Below are 13,916 nucleotides of genomic sequence, written 5' to 3'. Positions count from 1 at the left end.
TCGCCCATGCGCATGGTCATATTCGGTCTGACCGTTACATCGTCATGGGGCAATGGGCATGCCACGCTCTGGCGGGGACTGATTAGCGCGCTAGCACCGCTTGGCTGGTCGATTAGCTTCTTCGAGCGCAATACACCGTACTATGCCGGCGCCAGGGACATCGACCGGTTGAGCGGCGGCGGTGTCGTTCTTTACCCGGATTGGGAAGATATCCGCCAAGAGGCCGAGGCCGCGATACGGCAGGCCGACGTCGTCATCGTCACCTCCTATTGTCCAGATGCCGTGGAGGCCTCGCGGCTCGCCAACGACCGCTGTCGCGGCCTGAAAGTATTCTATGACCTTGATACACCGATGACGCTGGCGAGCATCGAGCGAGGTGACTATCCGGCCTATTTCGAGCCGGAAGGATTGCGCGATTTCGATCTGGTCCTCAGCTATACAGGAGGGCCGGCGATCGATGCGCTGAAGCGCATTCTCGGCGCGCGCCACGTCCTGCCGCTCTACGGCCATGTCGACCCCGACCGTCACCAGCCAGCGCAGCCAAGGCCCGAGTTCGAGGGCGACCTATCCTATCTCGGGACCTACGCCGAGGATCGGCAGGCAGGCGTCGAAATACTGCTTGTCGCTGCCGCCGCCCGGCTTCCAAACCGACGTTTCATCATCGGCGGGGCGCAATACCCGCAGGACTTCCCCTGGAGCGGCAACATGTATTTCGTCCGGCACCTGCCGCCCGCCGATCACCCTGCCTTCTTTTCCTCCTCGCGCCTGACGCTGAACGTCACCCGTGAAGCGATGGCGCGAAAGGGCTGGTGCCCATCTGGGCGTCTGTTCGAAGCAGCCGCATGCGGCGCCGCGATCATCTCCGACGACTGGGCCGGCCTGGACAGCTTCTTCACGCCCGGCAGCGAGATTCTGTTGGCACACACTACCGACGATGTCGTCGCCGCGCTTGGCCTGTCGGACAGCGAAATCGAGGCGCTTGGCCGCCGCGCCCGTGAACGCGTTCTCGACGAGCACACGTCCGCGCACCGCGCCGCCGAACTCGATCGCATCTTGAACGCCGCCGTGTCCACGGCAGGTGGAGCAATGGAGGAAGTCGTCTGATGTTGGGCATCGTGCCTGCCGCAGGTCGCGGCAGCCGCATTCAACCGCTGGGTTTTTCCAAGGAACTGCTGCCGGTCGGCAGCCGACTGGATGGCCAGACCGAACGCCCTTGCGCGGTGAGCGAATATCTGGTGCGGCGGATGGTCCGTAACGGCGTCGACCGCATCTGCTTCATCATCGGTTCCGGCAAGTCGGACATCCTCGAATACTACGCCGCCGGCTATGACGACGCCGCGGCGATCTTCGTGGCGCAGCCTTCTCCGGTTGGACTGTGCGACGCGATCTTCCGCGCGACACCGCTTGTGACGCCGGAAGAAACGGTCCTGATCGGCCTGCCGGACACGATCTGGTTTCCTGAAGACGGCTTCTGCCACCTGGCCGACGACCAGCTTTCTTTCCTGATGTTTCCGGTCGATCGCCCCGACCTGTTCGACGCCGTCGTCCTCGATCGGAACGGGCGGGTCGAGCAGATCCAGGTCAAGCAAGCTGACGCAGCGACAAACTGGGTCTGGGGCGCCTTCAAGATGCCGGGTCGTATCTTCCTTCAACTGGCGGCACTGTGGCGCCAGCGCGACGGCGTGGACGAGTATTTGGGCACTCTGGTCAACGCCTATCTCGCCGGCGGAGGCGAGGCTTACGGCGTCAAGGCCGGGACGGCTTATGTCGATGTCGGTACTTTCAACGGCTATCGCACGGCACTCAGGCTGCTGGAAAACAACGGCGCCGCGGAAGACGAAGTCCCGCCGATGTTCGCCCGGCAAGACCGCTCGCCTGTGCCACTCCTCCCAAGCGAAGGAGCTTAGTCATGCCCCATTCCAGCACGGAGATACGCCGCCGCATCGACGCATTGGGGCCCTGGTTTCACAATATGGAGCTCGCGGGCGTGGAGACCGCTCCCGATCATTTCCTCGGCAACTACCCGCTGATCAAATGGCGCAAATTCGCGGATGCCATTCCGACTGATCTTTCGGGCAAGTCGGTGCTCGATATCGGCTGCAACGCCGGCTTCTACTCGATCGAAATGAAGAAACGCGGCGCCGCTCGCGTGCTCGGAATCGACTTCGACCAAGCCTATCTCGCCCAGGCCCGCTTCGCCGCCGAGATCGCCGACTGCGAGATAGAGTTCCGAGAATTGTCCGTCTACGATGTCGGGGCGCTCGGCGAACGCTTCGACATCGTGCTGTTCATGGGCGTGCTTTACCACCTGCGCCACCCGTTGCTGGCGCTCGACCTGATCCGAGCGCATGTCGCGGGCGACCTGATAATCTTCCAGTCGATGCAGCGCGGCAGCGGCAAAGTCTTACCGCTCGAACAGAACTACCATTTCTGGACGCGCGATCTGTTCGACCAGCCAGAATTTCCAAAGCTGCATTTCATCGAGCATCGTTACGCCGACGACCCGACCAATTGGTGGATCCCGAACCGCGCCTGCACCGAAGCGATGCTGCGCAGCGCTGGTTTCGACATCCTGCTGCATCCGGAAGACGAGGTCTATTTCTGCCGCGCGTCCGACGACCCGACAGGCAGCGGCGCCGTCTATCCTTCGAAAGGAGAGACCGATGATTGAAGCCGCCATGATCTGGAACGAGCCCAACAATAAATCGCATTGGGACCCAGAGCTCGACCCCGACTGGAGCCGTTTTGCCACGATGGCGATCATGGCTGCCGATGCGATAGGCCGCGAGAACCCGGCAATCACCAAGGTCCTCGGCGGCATTTCCCCGATCGATGCTGGCTTCATGACGCGCATGAAGGAGTTCGGCGTGCTTGACCACGTCGATGCCGCCGCAGTGCATGGCTTCCCGCTCGACTGGAACCTCTGGCAGATCCACGAGTGGCCTCACAAGCTCGGTGAGATTGCTACAGTCGCCGATATTCCGGTCTGGGTCAGCGAAGTCGGTGTGTCTACCTTCGGCGCCGAGGAGGTGCAAGTTTGGGGCTTGCGCCGGACGGCGGACCTTTTGCTCAGCCTCGCGCCACGCGTGCAGTGGTACAGCCTCTATGATCTGCCGCGTTCCTGGGAGGCGACGACGCGCCATCGGGAAGCGGAAGGCTCGTCCTATTACAGGCACTTCTACATGGGCCTGCTGCGCGAGGACGGCACGCCCAAGCCGGCGCTCGAGGAGTTCGCGCGCCACACTCCGCAAATGGGCCTAGTGCAGTGGTTCCACTATGAGGACCATCGGCTGGATGATGCCGTTGCCTGGATGCACCGTCTGGGCGTTACGCATCTGCGCACAGGCCTATCCTGGGCCGACAGTTTTCGGCCGAATGCGCAGGGCTGGTTCGATCGTCAGATGGAAGCGCTTGCCGATTTCAACGTCACGGTCACCTTCTGCTTCACGCCGCAACATCGCGGTCTGCAGCCCCATCACACCAGCCCGCCCCAAGTGCCGGAGGAATTCGCCGAGTTCTGCGCGGCGATGATCCGCCGCTACGCTCCGGCGATCAGCGATGACATGGCACCAACGCTACGTGTGTCGGCAGCATGGTGAGTTCCGGCTCGATCGGCTATGACACTGACCGTCCTCAACGTCGCCTACCCCCTCGCGCCCGTCGGGCCGGATGCGGTCGGCGGCGCCGAGCAGGTGCTGTCGGCGCTGGACCGGGGGCTGGTTGAGAAAGGCCACCGGTCGGTTGTCGTCGCCTGCCATGGGTCAAAGACGGCTGGCGTCCTGGTGGAAACACCGGCCGAAGCAGGCGTGCTCGACAAGGCGGCGAAGGACCGGGCCCAGCAGGCGCATCGCGATGCGATCACGGCCGCCCGGGCGCGCTGGCACATCGACGTTGTTCATCTCCACGGGATCGACTTCGATGCCTATCTGCCTTCCGAGGGCCCAACCCTGGTGACGTTGCACTTGCCGCTCGGCTGGTATTCGTCCGAGGTGCTTGCCCCGCCACGCGAGGACCTGTGGCTGCACGCGGTCTCGTGGGCGCAGCACAGGACGGCGCCGGCAGGGTCGAGACTTGCGAAGCCTATTCCAAACGGCGTTGATATCAAGGCGCTGAACCAGCCCCGATCGCGGCGCAATTTCGCGCTGGTGCTCAGCCGCATCTGTCCCGAAAAGGCCATCCATCTCGCGATAGAGGCGGCCAAGCGCGCCGGCATTCCCCTGGCGATCGCCGGCCAGGTCTATCCCTACGAGACCCATCTGCGCTATTTCGCCGACGAAGTGCACCCTCGGCTCGATCGGCAGCGGCGTTTCCTCGGGCCACTCGGCTTTTGTGCCAAGCGGCGCCTGCTCAACGCCGCCCGCTGCCTGGTCGTTCCCAGCCTTGCCGCCGAAACAAGCTCGCTTGTCGCGATGGAGGCGCTTGCCTGCGGCACGCCGGTCGTCGCTTTCCCGAACGGCGCCCTTCCCGATGTCATCGAGCATGGCAGGACCGGATTCCTGGTCAATGACGTCGAGGAAATGGCGAAGGCCATTGTCGCATCCGGAGCCTTGGACGACGAGGCATGCCGGGCCGAGGCGCGCCGCCGCTTCTCGCTTGAGCGCATGATCACATCCTACATGGATGCTTACGAAGCGCTGGCGAAGCTTGGCACCCGTCGCGCTTTGCTGGGAACCGGCTGATGGGCAGTCTGCGCACCGAGATCATTCGCGCCCCCGGGACGTTCGAGGACCTGGAGCCGTGCTGGTGGCAGCTCTGGGGGCAAAGCATCTCGGCCACACCGTTCCAATCTCCTGCCTGGCTCATCCCCTGGTGGCGTACATTCGCGCCGGGCGATCTCACGGCAATTGCCGTGTGGAGCGGAGACGATCTCGCCGGGCTGGCGCCGCTCTATATCGAAAGGCATAATTGCGGTCAGCGCCTGCTCCCCATCGGGATTTCGCTGAGCGACTATCTCGACATTTTATGCGCGCCGGAACTGCAGGCGGAGGCTGAGGCCGCCATAGCCGAGGCGGCGCTGTCGTTGGAATGGTCGCAGTGGATCCTGCCCGACCTCTCGGCCGATGCCATATCGCTGAGCCTTGAACTGCCGAATGCCGAAGAGCGCAGATCGATGGCCCACGCGGCCTGTCCTGTGCTGTCGCTCGATGGCGATCGGACTCTGGCCCGCTCGGTTCCGGCGAGACGAAGGCGTCAGTTGCGCCGTGCCGAGAGAGCTGCCAGGCGAAGAGGAGCCGTCATTGTCAGCCGCGGCGAGTCCGATCCGCAGACATTTCTCGACAGGCTCATCCGACTGCATGGCGCGCGCTGGACTGGCCATGGCGGTGGCGTGCTATCCGACACGGCTGTGGAATTTCATCGCAGGGCCCTGCCGCGGCTTGCCGATAACGGCCTGGCGCGATGCTTGACGATCCAGATCGACGATCTCGTCATCGGTGCCTATTACGGTTTTCATCACCGCGACCGGGCCTATGCGTACCTTGGCGGTTTCGATCCGGCCTATGCCGACGAAAGCCCCGGCGCGATTCTGATCGGGCATGCCATCACCGGAGCCGCCAGCGAGGGCGCGCTGGAGTTCGATTTCCTACGCGGCAGAGAAGGTTACAAATATGGCTGGGGCGCGAAGGACCGCTGGACGGCGCAGAAGGTGTGGACCAGGAGCGCGTCGCCGTGAACATCGCGAAGCAATCAGGCGCGATTGCCAGGCGCTGCTCGAGGATTGCATGACGGACAGCCTTTCCGTTGACAACGCGCTGGGCAGATTGGCCGTTTATATTGACAAGACCACCAGCGCGGCGCAACTGGCGGATATCGCGCTGGATATGCGTCCAAGCCATGCTCCCCGGCGATGCTGGCTGGAAGAGATCGCCACGATGCTTCGTGGCAAGGCGGATGCCTTCGACAAGGTCCGAAGAGCGGCTGCCTGCGTGTCGCATGACCGGCCGGATAGCGAACCGACCGCCATGACTGTCAAACGGCTGGCCGGCAGCTTCGATCGGGCGGCCGCCATATCTCCCGCGGCCAGCGTCCAATTGTCCTCGCTTGGCGACGAGCACAGGCTTTCGACTACGACCGCCGAGATTGTCTCATGGCTGGAACAGCAGGGTTTCCTTGGTGCCCATAAGCACATACTGGACATCGGCTGCGGCATCGGGCGTCTCGGACATGCGCTCGGCACCCAGGCAGGATATGTCGTCGGCATCGATATCTCGTCGCGGATGATCGAAATCGCGCGCCGGCGATGCGCCGGCCTTGTCAATGTGGAATTTCGCCTGACCTCGGGCCTTGATCTCGGTGATTTCGCCGATGCAAGCTTTGACGGCGTGCTGGCCCTGGACAGTTTTCCTTACCTTGTGCTCGCCGGGGTTGCCGAGCGGCATTTCAGCGAGATCGCGCGCGTCCTGCGACGGGGAGGAATGGCAGCGATCCTCAACTATTCCTATCGGACATCGCCGGGCATCGATTCCCGCGACATCAGCCGTCTTTCTCATGTATGCGGCATGGACGTTGCGGTCGACGGTGAAATGCCGTTCGGCAGTTGGGACGGCATGGTCTTCCTCGTCCGCCGTGCCGGCGGAACATAACGCACCGGCGGCAGTTCGGTCACCGAACAGTTCCACGCCTGCAGAACAGGGAGAAGGAAATGGCATCCGGCGGTAAGAAGCAGATGGGCCGCGGCAGCCAGGGCAAGGGTTCCGGAAGCGGAGCGAAGGCGACGCTTGCAAAGGACGTGGTCGGCGAGAACGACGTGCTGTCCAACCGGGACAAGAAGCAGCACACCGAGCAACGCGGTCTCGACGGCAACCGGATTACGTCCGATCAGTATCAGGATCACGCGGCGAACCGCCTTCCCGAGGATTGAGCTGATGTTCCCAGATCACCTCTTGCCGCGAAATCCGGTGACAACGGACCGGAAATCCCACAGCCTGCGGCAAGCGCCTTGCAAAGGCTGGTCGGCTATGCCCCTGTGAGATTTGAAGGGGCCTCTATTTGTTAAGAGAATGCGATGTCTCACAGGAGTCAGCGCGATCTTTGCGCCCAGTTGATCCTGAGCTTGGACCAGGAGATCGCATCACTGTTGAATGCTATCGAGCGGGAAGAGGTCCCTGACCGGCTGACAAGGCTTGCGCTCGAACTGCAGAAGGCGCTGATCGAAAAGCGCAAAGGCGACATGACGGGTGAGCGCGGTTGAAGACGTCACCGGCAAGGATGCAGCATTACTCGGAGACGGGCAGGTATCAATATCGCCCGCTGTCGCGTGATCGGTGGAACCTTAACATAAGTGAATCGTTGTAGCCGTTTGGGGGGTCATCCCGATGGCTGGCAGAACTCCGGAAGTGGACGAACTCGCTCGGCGGCTGGTCGCAAAGACGGGCATCACCGAAGCGCAAGCGCTCGAACTTGTTGCTCTGCTCGGCCTGAATTGGGCCTCGTTGATGAGAGAGGCGAAAGTCATGAGAGCAGCTCAGCGCCTGTAGGATTTGGCCGCGCTTAGCGCCTTGCGCCCTCAGCATCCCAATGGTTGTCCGAAAATTGACCTCGTGGCTCGATCAGCACTTGCGGCGAGGTTTCCCCAAGGAACTCCAGAACGCCGGCACGGGCGCGGTTGAGACGGCTTTTGACGGTGCCGACAGCGCAGCCGCATATTTGCGCGGTTTCTTCGTAGCTTACGCCCAGTACGCCGATCAGCATCAAAACCTCACGCTGATGGGAAGGCAGCTTCTGGATGGCTTGATGCACTTCCCTGCTTTGCACGGACCAGTCCTGGGACGGTTCTGAAGTCGGACGGCTGGAGGCGCAGTCGAGCAGCCCGGGCGCCTCCCTCGCCGCCGCTTTGATACGCGTGTAGTGCGTGTTGCGCATGATGGTGAAGAGCCAGGACTTCAGGCGCGTGCCGGGCTCGAATTTGTCCAGATTGCCAAGCCCCTTGGCCAACGTTTCCTGCACAAGATCGTCGGCATCGTCAGGCACGCGACAGAAGGTTCGGGCAAAAGCCCGTAAGGCAGGAATGAGATCGACGATGGAGATCTCCTCGGTGCTGGGGCTCGGCAGATTATGCTCTCTGGATGACAATGTTCCGGCCCCAGCAAGTAGGAATTACGAGGTGCAGACCAGAGAGAATGTTTGAAAAAAAGGAACGTTCCTGTTTTCCATCGCTCGGCCAAAACTTTTGGCGACGTGGCGTGATCGAAGGGAGCGGCAACATTCAATGGGCCCCCTCGATCCTCGGTTCTTCGATATACCAGGGCATTGAAATGATCACGATGTCCGACCCGCCGAACTCGAGCAGTTTGGCGTGCAATCGGCGAGCGCGATGCGTATGCAGGATATATTGCCACCAATTGGGCGGCACGACCTCTGGGAGCAGCACTGCAATGGGACGGCCATCGAACTCTCCGCGCAACGTCCTGATCTCCTTCAGTAACGGCTCGTACATCAGCCGGTAGTCGGCATTGAGGAGAAGAAGACGCGGCGGGCGCAGGCCCGCCGCTCTCGCCGGCGCTTCCACATCCTGCGACCACCTTCCGCGAATTGCGCGCTCTTCATCGCTCTCTTCGCCCGACAGCCGCGCCACATGGACGGCGATGACATCTCCGGACAGGTGAAAGGCAAAGCTGAGCGCCTTGTCCGCCATCCTGTTCCATTGCTGGGTCACGACAAGAACGACAGCGGGCTCGGTGCTGCTCAAATCGACTTTGCCGGGCTCGCGCAGACTTGCCTCGAGCTGGTCGTAATAGCGCCGCACCAGCCGCAGGAGGAGGATCACCACCGGGATGACGATCACCGTGATCCAGGCCCCTTCCCTGAATTTGGCGACGACAATCACGATGAGCGCCAGCGCGGTGACTATGCCGCCGAACGCGTTGATCGCCAGATGCATGTGGTTGCCCGTCCGGTTCGTGTCCTTGGTTGTGCGAAGCGCCCTTACCCAGTGCATCACCATCCCGGTCTGCGACAGCGTGAAGGTCAGAAAGGCGCCGATGGCGAAGAGCGGGATCAGATGGTCGGTGATGCCGCCGAACACGATCAGCAGCAGTCCGGTCGACAAGGCGAGATAAAGGATGCCGATCGAGAAAACGAGCCGCCGGCCAACCATGGCGAAGGGTTTGGGAAGGTACCCGTCTTCCGCCACCATGCGGCAAAGGCGGGGGAAATCGACGAAGCTTGTATTGGCCGAAAGCGCCAGCACGCAAAGCAGGCTACCGATGGCGACGTAGTAGAAGACACCGTCGCCAACGACGGCATGCGCAAGCTGCGACAGCACGCTCTGATAGCCGTCCTTCTCCTGATCCATCGCGCCGATACGGTAGTGTGCCGACAGGAAACCGATGCCGCCGAGCAGCAGCCCAAGGATCAGACAGATCGCCGCCAGCGTGCGCCGGCCGTGCCTGACAGCCGGATCCTTGAAAGCGGTCATGCCGTTGCTGACCGCCTCCACGCCGGTCATCGCCGTGCAGCCGCTGGCAAAGGCGTGCATCAAGAGGAGCAGGCTTACGGTTTCGAACGGCTGCTGCAGGGGCGGCGGTGGAATTGCCGGCACCGGTTGACCGCCGGAGGCGACCGTCTTCGCGACGCCGATCGCCAGGATCGCCAGGAAGCTCGCGACGAACAGATAGGTCGGCAAGGCAAACAGCCGGCCGGCATCGAGCGTGCCGCGCAGATTGACGACGGTCACCAAAAGCAGGATCCCGAGGCAGATCCAAAGCGTGTAGGCATGCAGCGAAGGCAGCGCCGACACCAGTGCGCCGACGCCGGCAGAGATGCCTACGGCGACATTGAGCACGTAGTCGACCATCAGCGCGGCGGCGGCAAGCAGGCTGGCGTTGCGGCCAAGATTTTGGCGCGAGACGATATAAGCGCCCCCATTGCTGGGGTAAGCGGCGATAGTCTGGCGGTAAGAAAGATAAAGGACCGCGAGCAAACCGACTATGGCGCCCATGATGGGACCGATATAGCCCAGACCCGCCGCGCCGAGCGGGATCAGGATCGTGAGCGCCGCTTCCGGACCGTAGGCCGACGAACCCAGCCCATCGAGGCCCATGGCTGGCACGCCTTCGAAAACACCGATCTTGCGCTGCGACTGTTCCTGATTGGCCAGCCGGCGACCGAGAATCCAGCCCAGTATCGACATGTTGTGTGTCCCGGGAAACTCCTCCCGAATAGCGCGGAAAGAAGAATGTTCCTCGACTGCGACTTCCGACCCGGAGTGCAGGCGGGAATGCGCCGGTCGCTATAAATCACCAGTTCCCGTTGCTGGAGAGCGACCGAGCTCCCGATAGCGGCTCTTGTTGCCGCCCGTAACGGGACGTGACATTCGACCGTCCGTTGTATTTGCTGCAGATCGCGTCGCCTTGGACCGCAGCACGGCACGCGGTCACATACAGTGGCAAGTCCTTACGAGGAAAAACACGCCCACTCCATATGGGATAACGACGAGTGCGAGGGCAATCCAATAGCCCGGCTGCGCCATTGCCGCGAAATCTGAACGAAGCTGTTCCATTGCCATCGAACAACGCGCGCCTCATCGTTGTTCCAAGCGGGGCTCAAGACGGCAGTCCTGGGGCATGACGCCTTCTGAATTTGCCGGCAATAGAACATGTTCTTGAGCTTCCAGTTCGAGGCAGGACCAAAAGCAGTGGAGACGTTTGGTGGCTTCTATAACGCCAGAACAGGTAACGCGGCCCGTGTCCGGTTGACCTGTCCTCCGGTGCGGCTTGGAGCAAAATGTGATTTGAGCGAAGCGAGTGTTCGCGCGTTTGAGCGTGGTGGCCGTCCACCCGCCGGAAAGCTGCTTGCCATGCGCCAGGCATTCCAAGCCGCCGGCATCGTGTTTTTCGGACGGGATAGCTCCGGCAAGCCTGTCCTTCGATTGCAAAGCCCGGCTCGTGTTCCGGTCACCAATCTTACTGATGGCGAGGCTGGGATAATCGGCAACAGCGCAACGCAGCCACTCTCGCCATCTCGATCGGCGTGCCGAGCGGTTCGGGGAATTCGCGTGGCAGACAGAGTAAAGACAGTTTTGTAACCCTGCCGCGGTCGCAAAAACGGCCAAGCCCTGCCCCAATGCCATGATCCGACCTGGCGCCGACACGTCTGATGCGGCCACTGATCCATACTGAATCGGTTGCTCGACGTCCTTCCACGCCAGCGGACTTGGTCGGCTACAAACGCCTTTCATGAAGGAGGAACAAAGCTGCCTGTTGCCAGTTTGAATAGCCTCAACAGAGTGCTTCGAGGCCATGGCTCATCGTCGGTTTTCGTCACTGGGTCTGGGTTTCCTGGTCTTGGCGTTTGGCTCGATGCAGCAAGGCACTGCTCAGGCCCAGGCGCCCTGCTCGGCCGATCACGATAAGCTGCTCTCGGCGTTGAAGGCTAATGTCAAGGCAAGTGGCGGCCCCGCGAATGGCGGCTTCGAGAACAATGAATGGGCAGCGATAGTCGCCCGCGACGGTACCGTCTGTGCCGTTGCCTTCAGTGGACCTACCGCCGATGCGCAGTGGCCGGGCAGCCGGCTGATCGCGGCCGAGAAAGCCAATACGGCCAACGGGCTCAGCCTGGCCAACATGGCGCTGTCGACAGCCAATCTCTATGCCGGGGTGCAGCCGGGCGGGCCGCTGTTCGGTCTCCTGGCCACCAGCCCCGTCAACCAGGCAGCAGCCTATGCCGGTGACCCCAAGACTTTCGGCAGCGCCAACGACCCGCTTATTGGCAAGTCGATCGGGGGCGTCGTCGTGTTTGGCGGGGGACTGGCTCTTTACGACGGCAAGACAATCGTCGGGGCGCTCGGCATCAGCGGCGATTCCTCCTGTGCCGACCACAATGTCGCCTGGCGCGTTCGCGCCGCTCTCGGCCTCGACAAGGTTCCGGCGGGCGTCAATCCCAATCGCAAGGACGCCATCATCTACGATCTTGATCCCGGGGGGAAAAGTGCCTCCGGCTGGGGTCATCCGCTTTGTGCCGGTCGCGAGGCCGATATTGCGGCGGAAATCGGTTCCGGCGTCGGAGGTTCGACGCCGAAATGAAGCAAGCAACCGAAACTGCAACATTCTGCGGTGATGCCGCGTATTCCGACCGCCCGGCCGTATCTCAAAAACGTTTTGGCGTTCTTACAGCCATGCTGCTGGTCTGCGCCCCCTTGCTGACAGCCGCTTCGGAAGCTCCCCCATCGCCGGCGATATCTCCGCCTCCGGCGGCCGCGCCGCCTGATGACGGGCAATGGACGATGCCCGCCAAGAACTACGCCTCGACCCGTTATAGCGAACTCGCGGAAATCAACGAGGGTAACGTCAAGAACCTGCAGGTCGCCTTCACCTTTTCGACCGGGGTGAACAAAGGCCAGGAAGCAGCGCCGCTGGTGGTCGGCAGCACCATGTATATCGTGAGCCCGTTTCCCAACATCGTCTACGCGCTCGACCTTTCCAAGCCCGGCGCGCCGATGAAATGGAAATACGAGCCCAATCCTGAGCCAGCCGCTCAAGGGGTTGCCTGCTGCGACGTCGTCAACCGCGGCGCGGCTTTCGCGGACGGGCGCCTCTTCTTCAACACGCTCGACGGCCACACCATCGCGCTCGATGCGGACAGCGGCCAGCCGCTCTGGAACGCCCATATCGGCAACATCAATATCGGCGAAACCATCACCATGGCGCCGCTTGTGGTGAAAGGCAAAGTGCTGGTCGGCAATTCCGGCGGCGAGATGGGCGTTCGCGGCTGGGTCAAGGCGTTGGACGCCGGCGACGGTCACGTCGTCTGGACGGCCTATGGCACCGGGCCGGACAAGGACGTGCTGATCGGACCGGACTTCAAGCCCCACTACGATATGGACAAGGGCAAGGACCTCGGCGTCACCTCATGGCCGCCCGAGGCCTGGAAGATCGGCGGCGGCAATATGTGGGGCTGGATTTCCTACGATCCGGACCTCAACCTGATCTTCCACGGCACTGGCAATCCCGGCCCCTGGAATCCGGATCTGCGGCCCGGCGACAACAAGTGGACATCGGGAATTTTCGCCCGCGATCCCGATACCGGAGCGGCGAAATGGTTCTATCAATGGAGTCCACACGACCTGCACGATTATGACGGCATCAACGAGCAGGTCCTGCTCAACATGAACTGGCAGGGCAAGCCGCGCAAGGTGCTGGTCCGTCCGGAACGCAACGGCTACCTTTATGTCCTTGATCGCACCACCGGCGAGGTCCTGTCTGCAAAACCTTATGGTCCCGTCAATTCCAGCAAGGGCGTCGACCTTAAGACCGGCCGGCTGATCGAAAACCCTGACAAGCAGACCGGCACCGGCAAAGTCGTCCGCGACATCTGCCCGACCGCGTCGGGCCTCAAGGATTGGCAACCTTCCGCCTTCTCGCCGAAAACCGGCCTGCTCTATATCCCGCACAACAATTTGTGCATGGACGAAGAAGGCGTCGAGGTGAACTACATCGCCGGCACGCCTTATGTGGGGATGAACGTGCGCATGATCCCCGGGCCGGGCGGCAATCGCGGCGCTTTCACCGCCTGGGATATCGCGGCTGAGAAACCCGCCTGGAGCCTCAAGGAGAACTTCCCGGTATGGAGCGGCGCGGTCGTGACCGCCGGCGACGTGGTCTTCTATGGAACGATGGAAGGCTGGTTCAAGGCAGTGAGCGCAAAGACCGGCGACCTGCTTTGGCAATTCAAGACTTCGTCCGGCATCATAGGCCAACCCATCACCTATCGCGGCCCAGACGGCCACCAATATGTCGCCGTCTTATCCGGCGTCGGCGGCTGGGCGGGCGCCATCGTGTCGGGCGACCTCGACCCGCGCGATGCCAGCGCCGCGCTCGGTTTCGTCAATGCAATGAAGGACCTGAAGAACGCGACCACGGCGGGAGGCACGCTCTATGTGTTCCGGCTGCCCTGATGCGTTCGGCTTGATCCACGGCGTG

13 protein-coding genes are annotated in these 13,916 nt (G+C 62.2%); 11 read left to right on the top strand and 2 right to left on the bottom strand.

Annotated elements, in window-relative coordinates; all coding sequences use genetic code 11:
- The first annotated feature begins 6 nt into the window (after window positions 1–6).
- The 9 genes from FJ417_RS21115 to FJ417_RS21075 all read left to right on the top strand — a co-directional run bounded on the left by FJ417_RS21115 (window position 7) and on the right by FJ417_RS21075 (window position 7,189).
- Complete coding sequence (locus FJ417_RS21115; RefSeq protein WP_140784788.1) at window positions 7–1,104, top strand: glycosyltransferase; 1,098 nt, start codon at window positions 7–9, stop codon at window positions 1,102–1,104.
- Entirely contained in the window at window positions 1,104–1,907 is an 804-nt protein-coding gene (locus tag FJ417_RS21110; RefSeq protein WP_140784787.1) for a sugar phosphate nucleotidyltransferase, read from the top strand. The genes FJ417_RS21115 and FJ417_RS21110 overlap by 1 nt, the downstream gene beginning before the upstream one ends.
- A 2-nt stretch (window positions 1,908–1,909) precedes the next feature.
- Window positions 1,910–2,671: a TIGR04290 family methyltransferase gene (locus FJ417_RS21105; RefSeq protein ID WP_140784786.1), complete on the top strand. Its 762-nt coding sequence runs from the start codon at window positions 1,910–1,912 to the stop codon at window positions 2,669–2,671.
- Window positions 2,664–3,599 carry a beta-xylosidase gene (locus FJ417_RS21100; protein WP_140646389.1) on the top strand — a complete coding sequence of 312 codons (936 nt, stop codon included), beginning with the start codon at window positions 2,664–2,666 and terminating at the stop codon, window positions 3,597–3,599. Before FJ417_RS21105 ends, FJ417_RS21100 begins: the two co-directional genes overlap by 8 nt.
- 18 nt (window positions 3,600–3,617) lie before the next feature.
- On the top strand, window positions 3,618–4,679 hold the full coding sequence (locus tag FJ417_RS21095) for a glycosyltransferase family 4 protein (protein ID WP_140710535.1): 1,062 nt from the start codon (window positions 3,618–3,620) through the stop codon (window positions 4,677–4,679).
- Window positions 4,679–5,671 carry a GNAT family N-acetyltransferase gene (locus FJ417_RS21090; RefSeq protein ID WP_140710533.1) on the top strand — a complete coding sequence of 331 codons (993 nt, stop codon included), beginning with the start codon at window positions 4,679–4,681 and terminating at the stop codon, window positions 5,669–5,671. Before FJ417_RS21095 ends, FJ417_RS21090 begins: the two co-directional genes overlap by 1 nt.
- A 49-nt stretch (window positions 5,672–5,720) precedes the next feature.
- Window positions 5,721–6,581 (top strand): class I SAM-dependent methyltransferase, encoded by an 861-nt coding sequence (locus tag FJ417_RS21085; protein WP_246677299.1) that lies wholly within the window; start codon window positions 5,721–5,723, stop codon window positions 6,579–6,581.
- 59 nt (window positions 6,582–6,640) lie between these two features.
- Entirely contained in the window at window positions 6,641–6,859 is a 219-nt protein-coding gene (locus FJ417_RS21080; protein ID WP_140710529.1) for a hypothetical protein, read from the top strand.
- Window positions 6,860–7,051: 192 nt separating this feature from the next.
- On the top strand, window positions 7,052–7,189 hold the full coding sequence (locus tag FJ417_RS21075; RefSeq protein WP_319023005.1) for a hypothetical protein: 138 nt from the start codon (window positions 7,052–7,054) through the stop codon (window positions 7,187–7,189).
- 299 nt (window positions 7,190–7,488) lie between these two features.
- On the opposite strand, the gene FJ417_RS21070 is transcribed toward FJ417_RS21075, so the two are convergent.
- Together FJ417_RS21070 and FJ417_RS21065 are read right to left on the bottom strand one after the other, a co-directional pair.
- Window positions 7,489–8,070 carry a sigma-70 family RNA polymerase sigma factor gene (locus tag FJ417_RS21070; protein WP_226892156.1) on the bottom strand — a complete coding sequence of 194 codons (582 nt, stop codon included), beginning with the start codon at window positions 8,068–8,070 and terminating at the stop codon, window positions 7,489–7,491.
- 133 nt (window positions 8,071–8,203) lie between these two features.
- The gene (locus tag FJ417_RS21065) at window positions 8,204–10,129 is read right to left on the bottom strand and encodes an APC family permease (protein ID WP_140784785.1); all 1,926 of its coding nucleotides are present in this window, start codon (window positions 10,127–10,129) and stop codon (window positions 8,204–8,206) included.
- Between the two features lie 1,168 nt (window positions 10,130–11,297).
- Here FJ417_RS21065 and FJ417_RS21055 point away from each other — a divergent pair.
- The gene (locus FJ417_RS21055; RefSeq protein ID WP_140784784.1) at window positions 11,298–12,020 is read left to right on the top strand and encodes a heme-binding protein; all 723 of its coding nucleotides are present in this window, start codon (window positions 11,298–11,300) and stop codon (window positions 12,018–12,020) included.
- Window positions 12,021–12,112: 92 nt separating this feature from the next.
- Window positions 12,113–13,891: a methanol/ethanol family PQQ-dependent dehydrogenase gene (locus FJ417_RS21050; protein WP_181175578.1), complete on the top strand. Its 1,779-nt coding sequence runs from the start codon at window positions 12,113–12,115 to the stop codon at window positions 13,889–13,891.
- The last annotated feature ends 25 nt before the right edge of the window (window positions 13,892–13,916 follow it).

Origin of the sequence: Mesorhizobium sp. B3-1-7, assembly GCF_006439385.1 — a bacterium.
Classification (GTDB): domain Bacteria; phylum Pseudomonadota; class Alphaproteobacteria; order Rhizobiales; family Rhizobiaceae; genus Mesorhizobium.
This window is presented reverse-complemented; position numbering and strand designations above follow the sequence as displayed.

Coding starts and splice junctions, on each gene's coding strand:
- FJ417_RS21050 (WP_181175578.1), top strand. CDS start 12,113: ATGCTGCTGGTCTGCGCCCCCTTGCTGACAGCCGCTTCGGAAGCTCCC.
- FJ417_RS21095 (WP_140710535.1), top strand. CDS start 3,618: ATGACACTGACCGTCCTCAACGTCGCCTACCCCCTCGCGCCCGTCGGG.
- FJ417_RS21105 (WP_140784786.1), top strand. CDS start 1,910: ATGCCCCATTCCAGCACGGAGATACGCCGCCGCATCGACGCATTGGGG.
- FJ417_RS21110 (WP_140784787.1), top strand. CDS start 1,104: ATGTTGGGCATCGTGCCTGCCGCAGGTCGCGGCAGCCGCATTCAACCG.
- FJ417_RS21080 (WP_140710529.1), top strand. CDS start 6,641: ATGGCATCCGGCGGTAAGAAGCAGATGGGCCGCGGCAGCCAGGGCAAG.
- FJ417_RS21100 (WP_140646389.1), top strand. CDS start 2,664: ATGATTGAAGCCGCCATGATCTGGAACGAGCCCAACAATAAATCGCAT.
- FJ417_RS21055 (WP_140784784.1), top strand. CDS start 11,298: ATGCAGCAAGGCACTGCTCAGGCCCAGGCGCCCTGCTCGGCCGATCAC.
- FJ417_RS21115 (WP_140784788.1), top strand. CDS start 7: ATGCGCATGGTCATATTCGGTCTGACCGTTACATCGTCATGGGGCAAT.
- FJ417_RS21065 (WP_140784785.1), bottom strand. CDS start 10,129: ATGTCGATACTGGGCTGGATTCTCGGTCGCCGGCTGGCCAATCAGGAA.
- FJ417_RS21085 (WP_246677299.1), top strand. CDS start 5,721: ATGACGGACAGCCTTTCCGTTGACAACGCGCTGGGCAGATTGGCCGTT.
- FJ417_RS21090 (WP_140710533.1), top strand. CDS start 4,679: ATGGGCAGTCTGCGCACCGAGATCATTCGCGCCCCCGGGACGTTCGAG.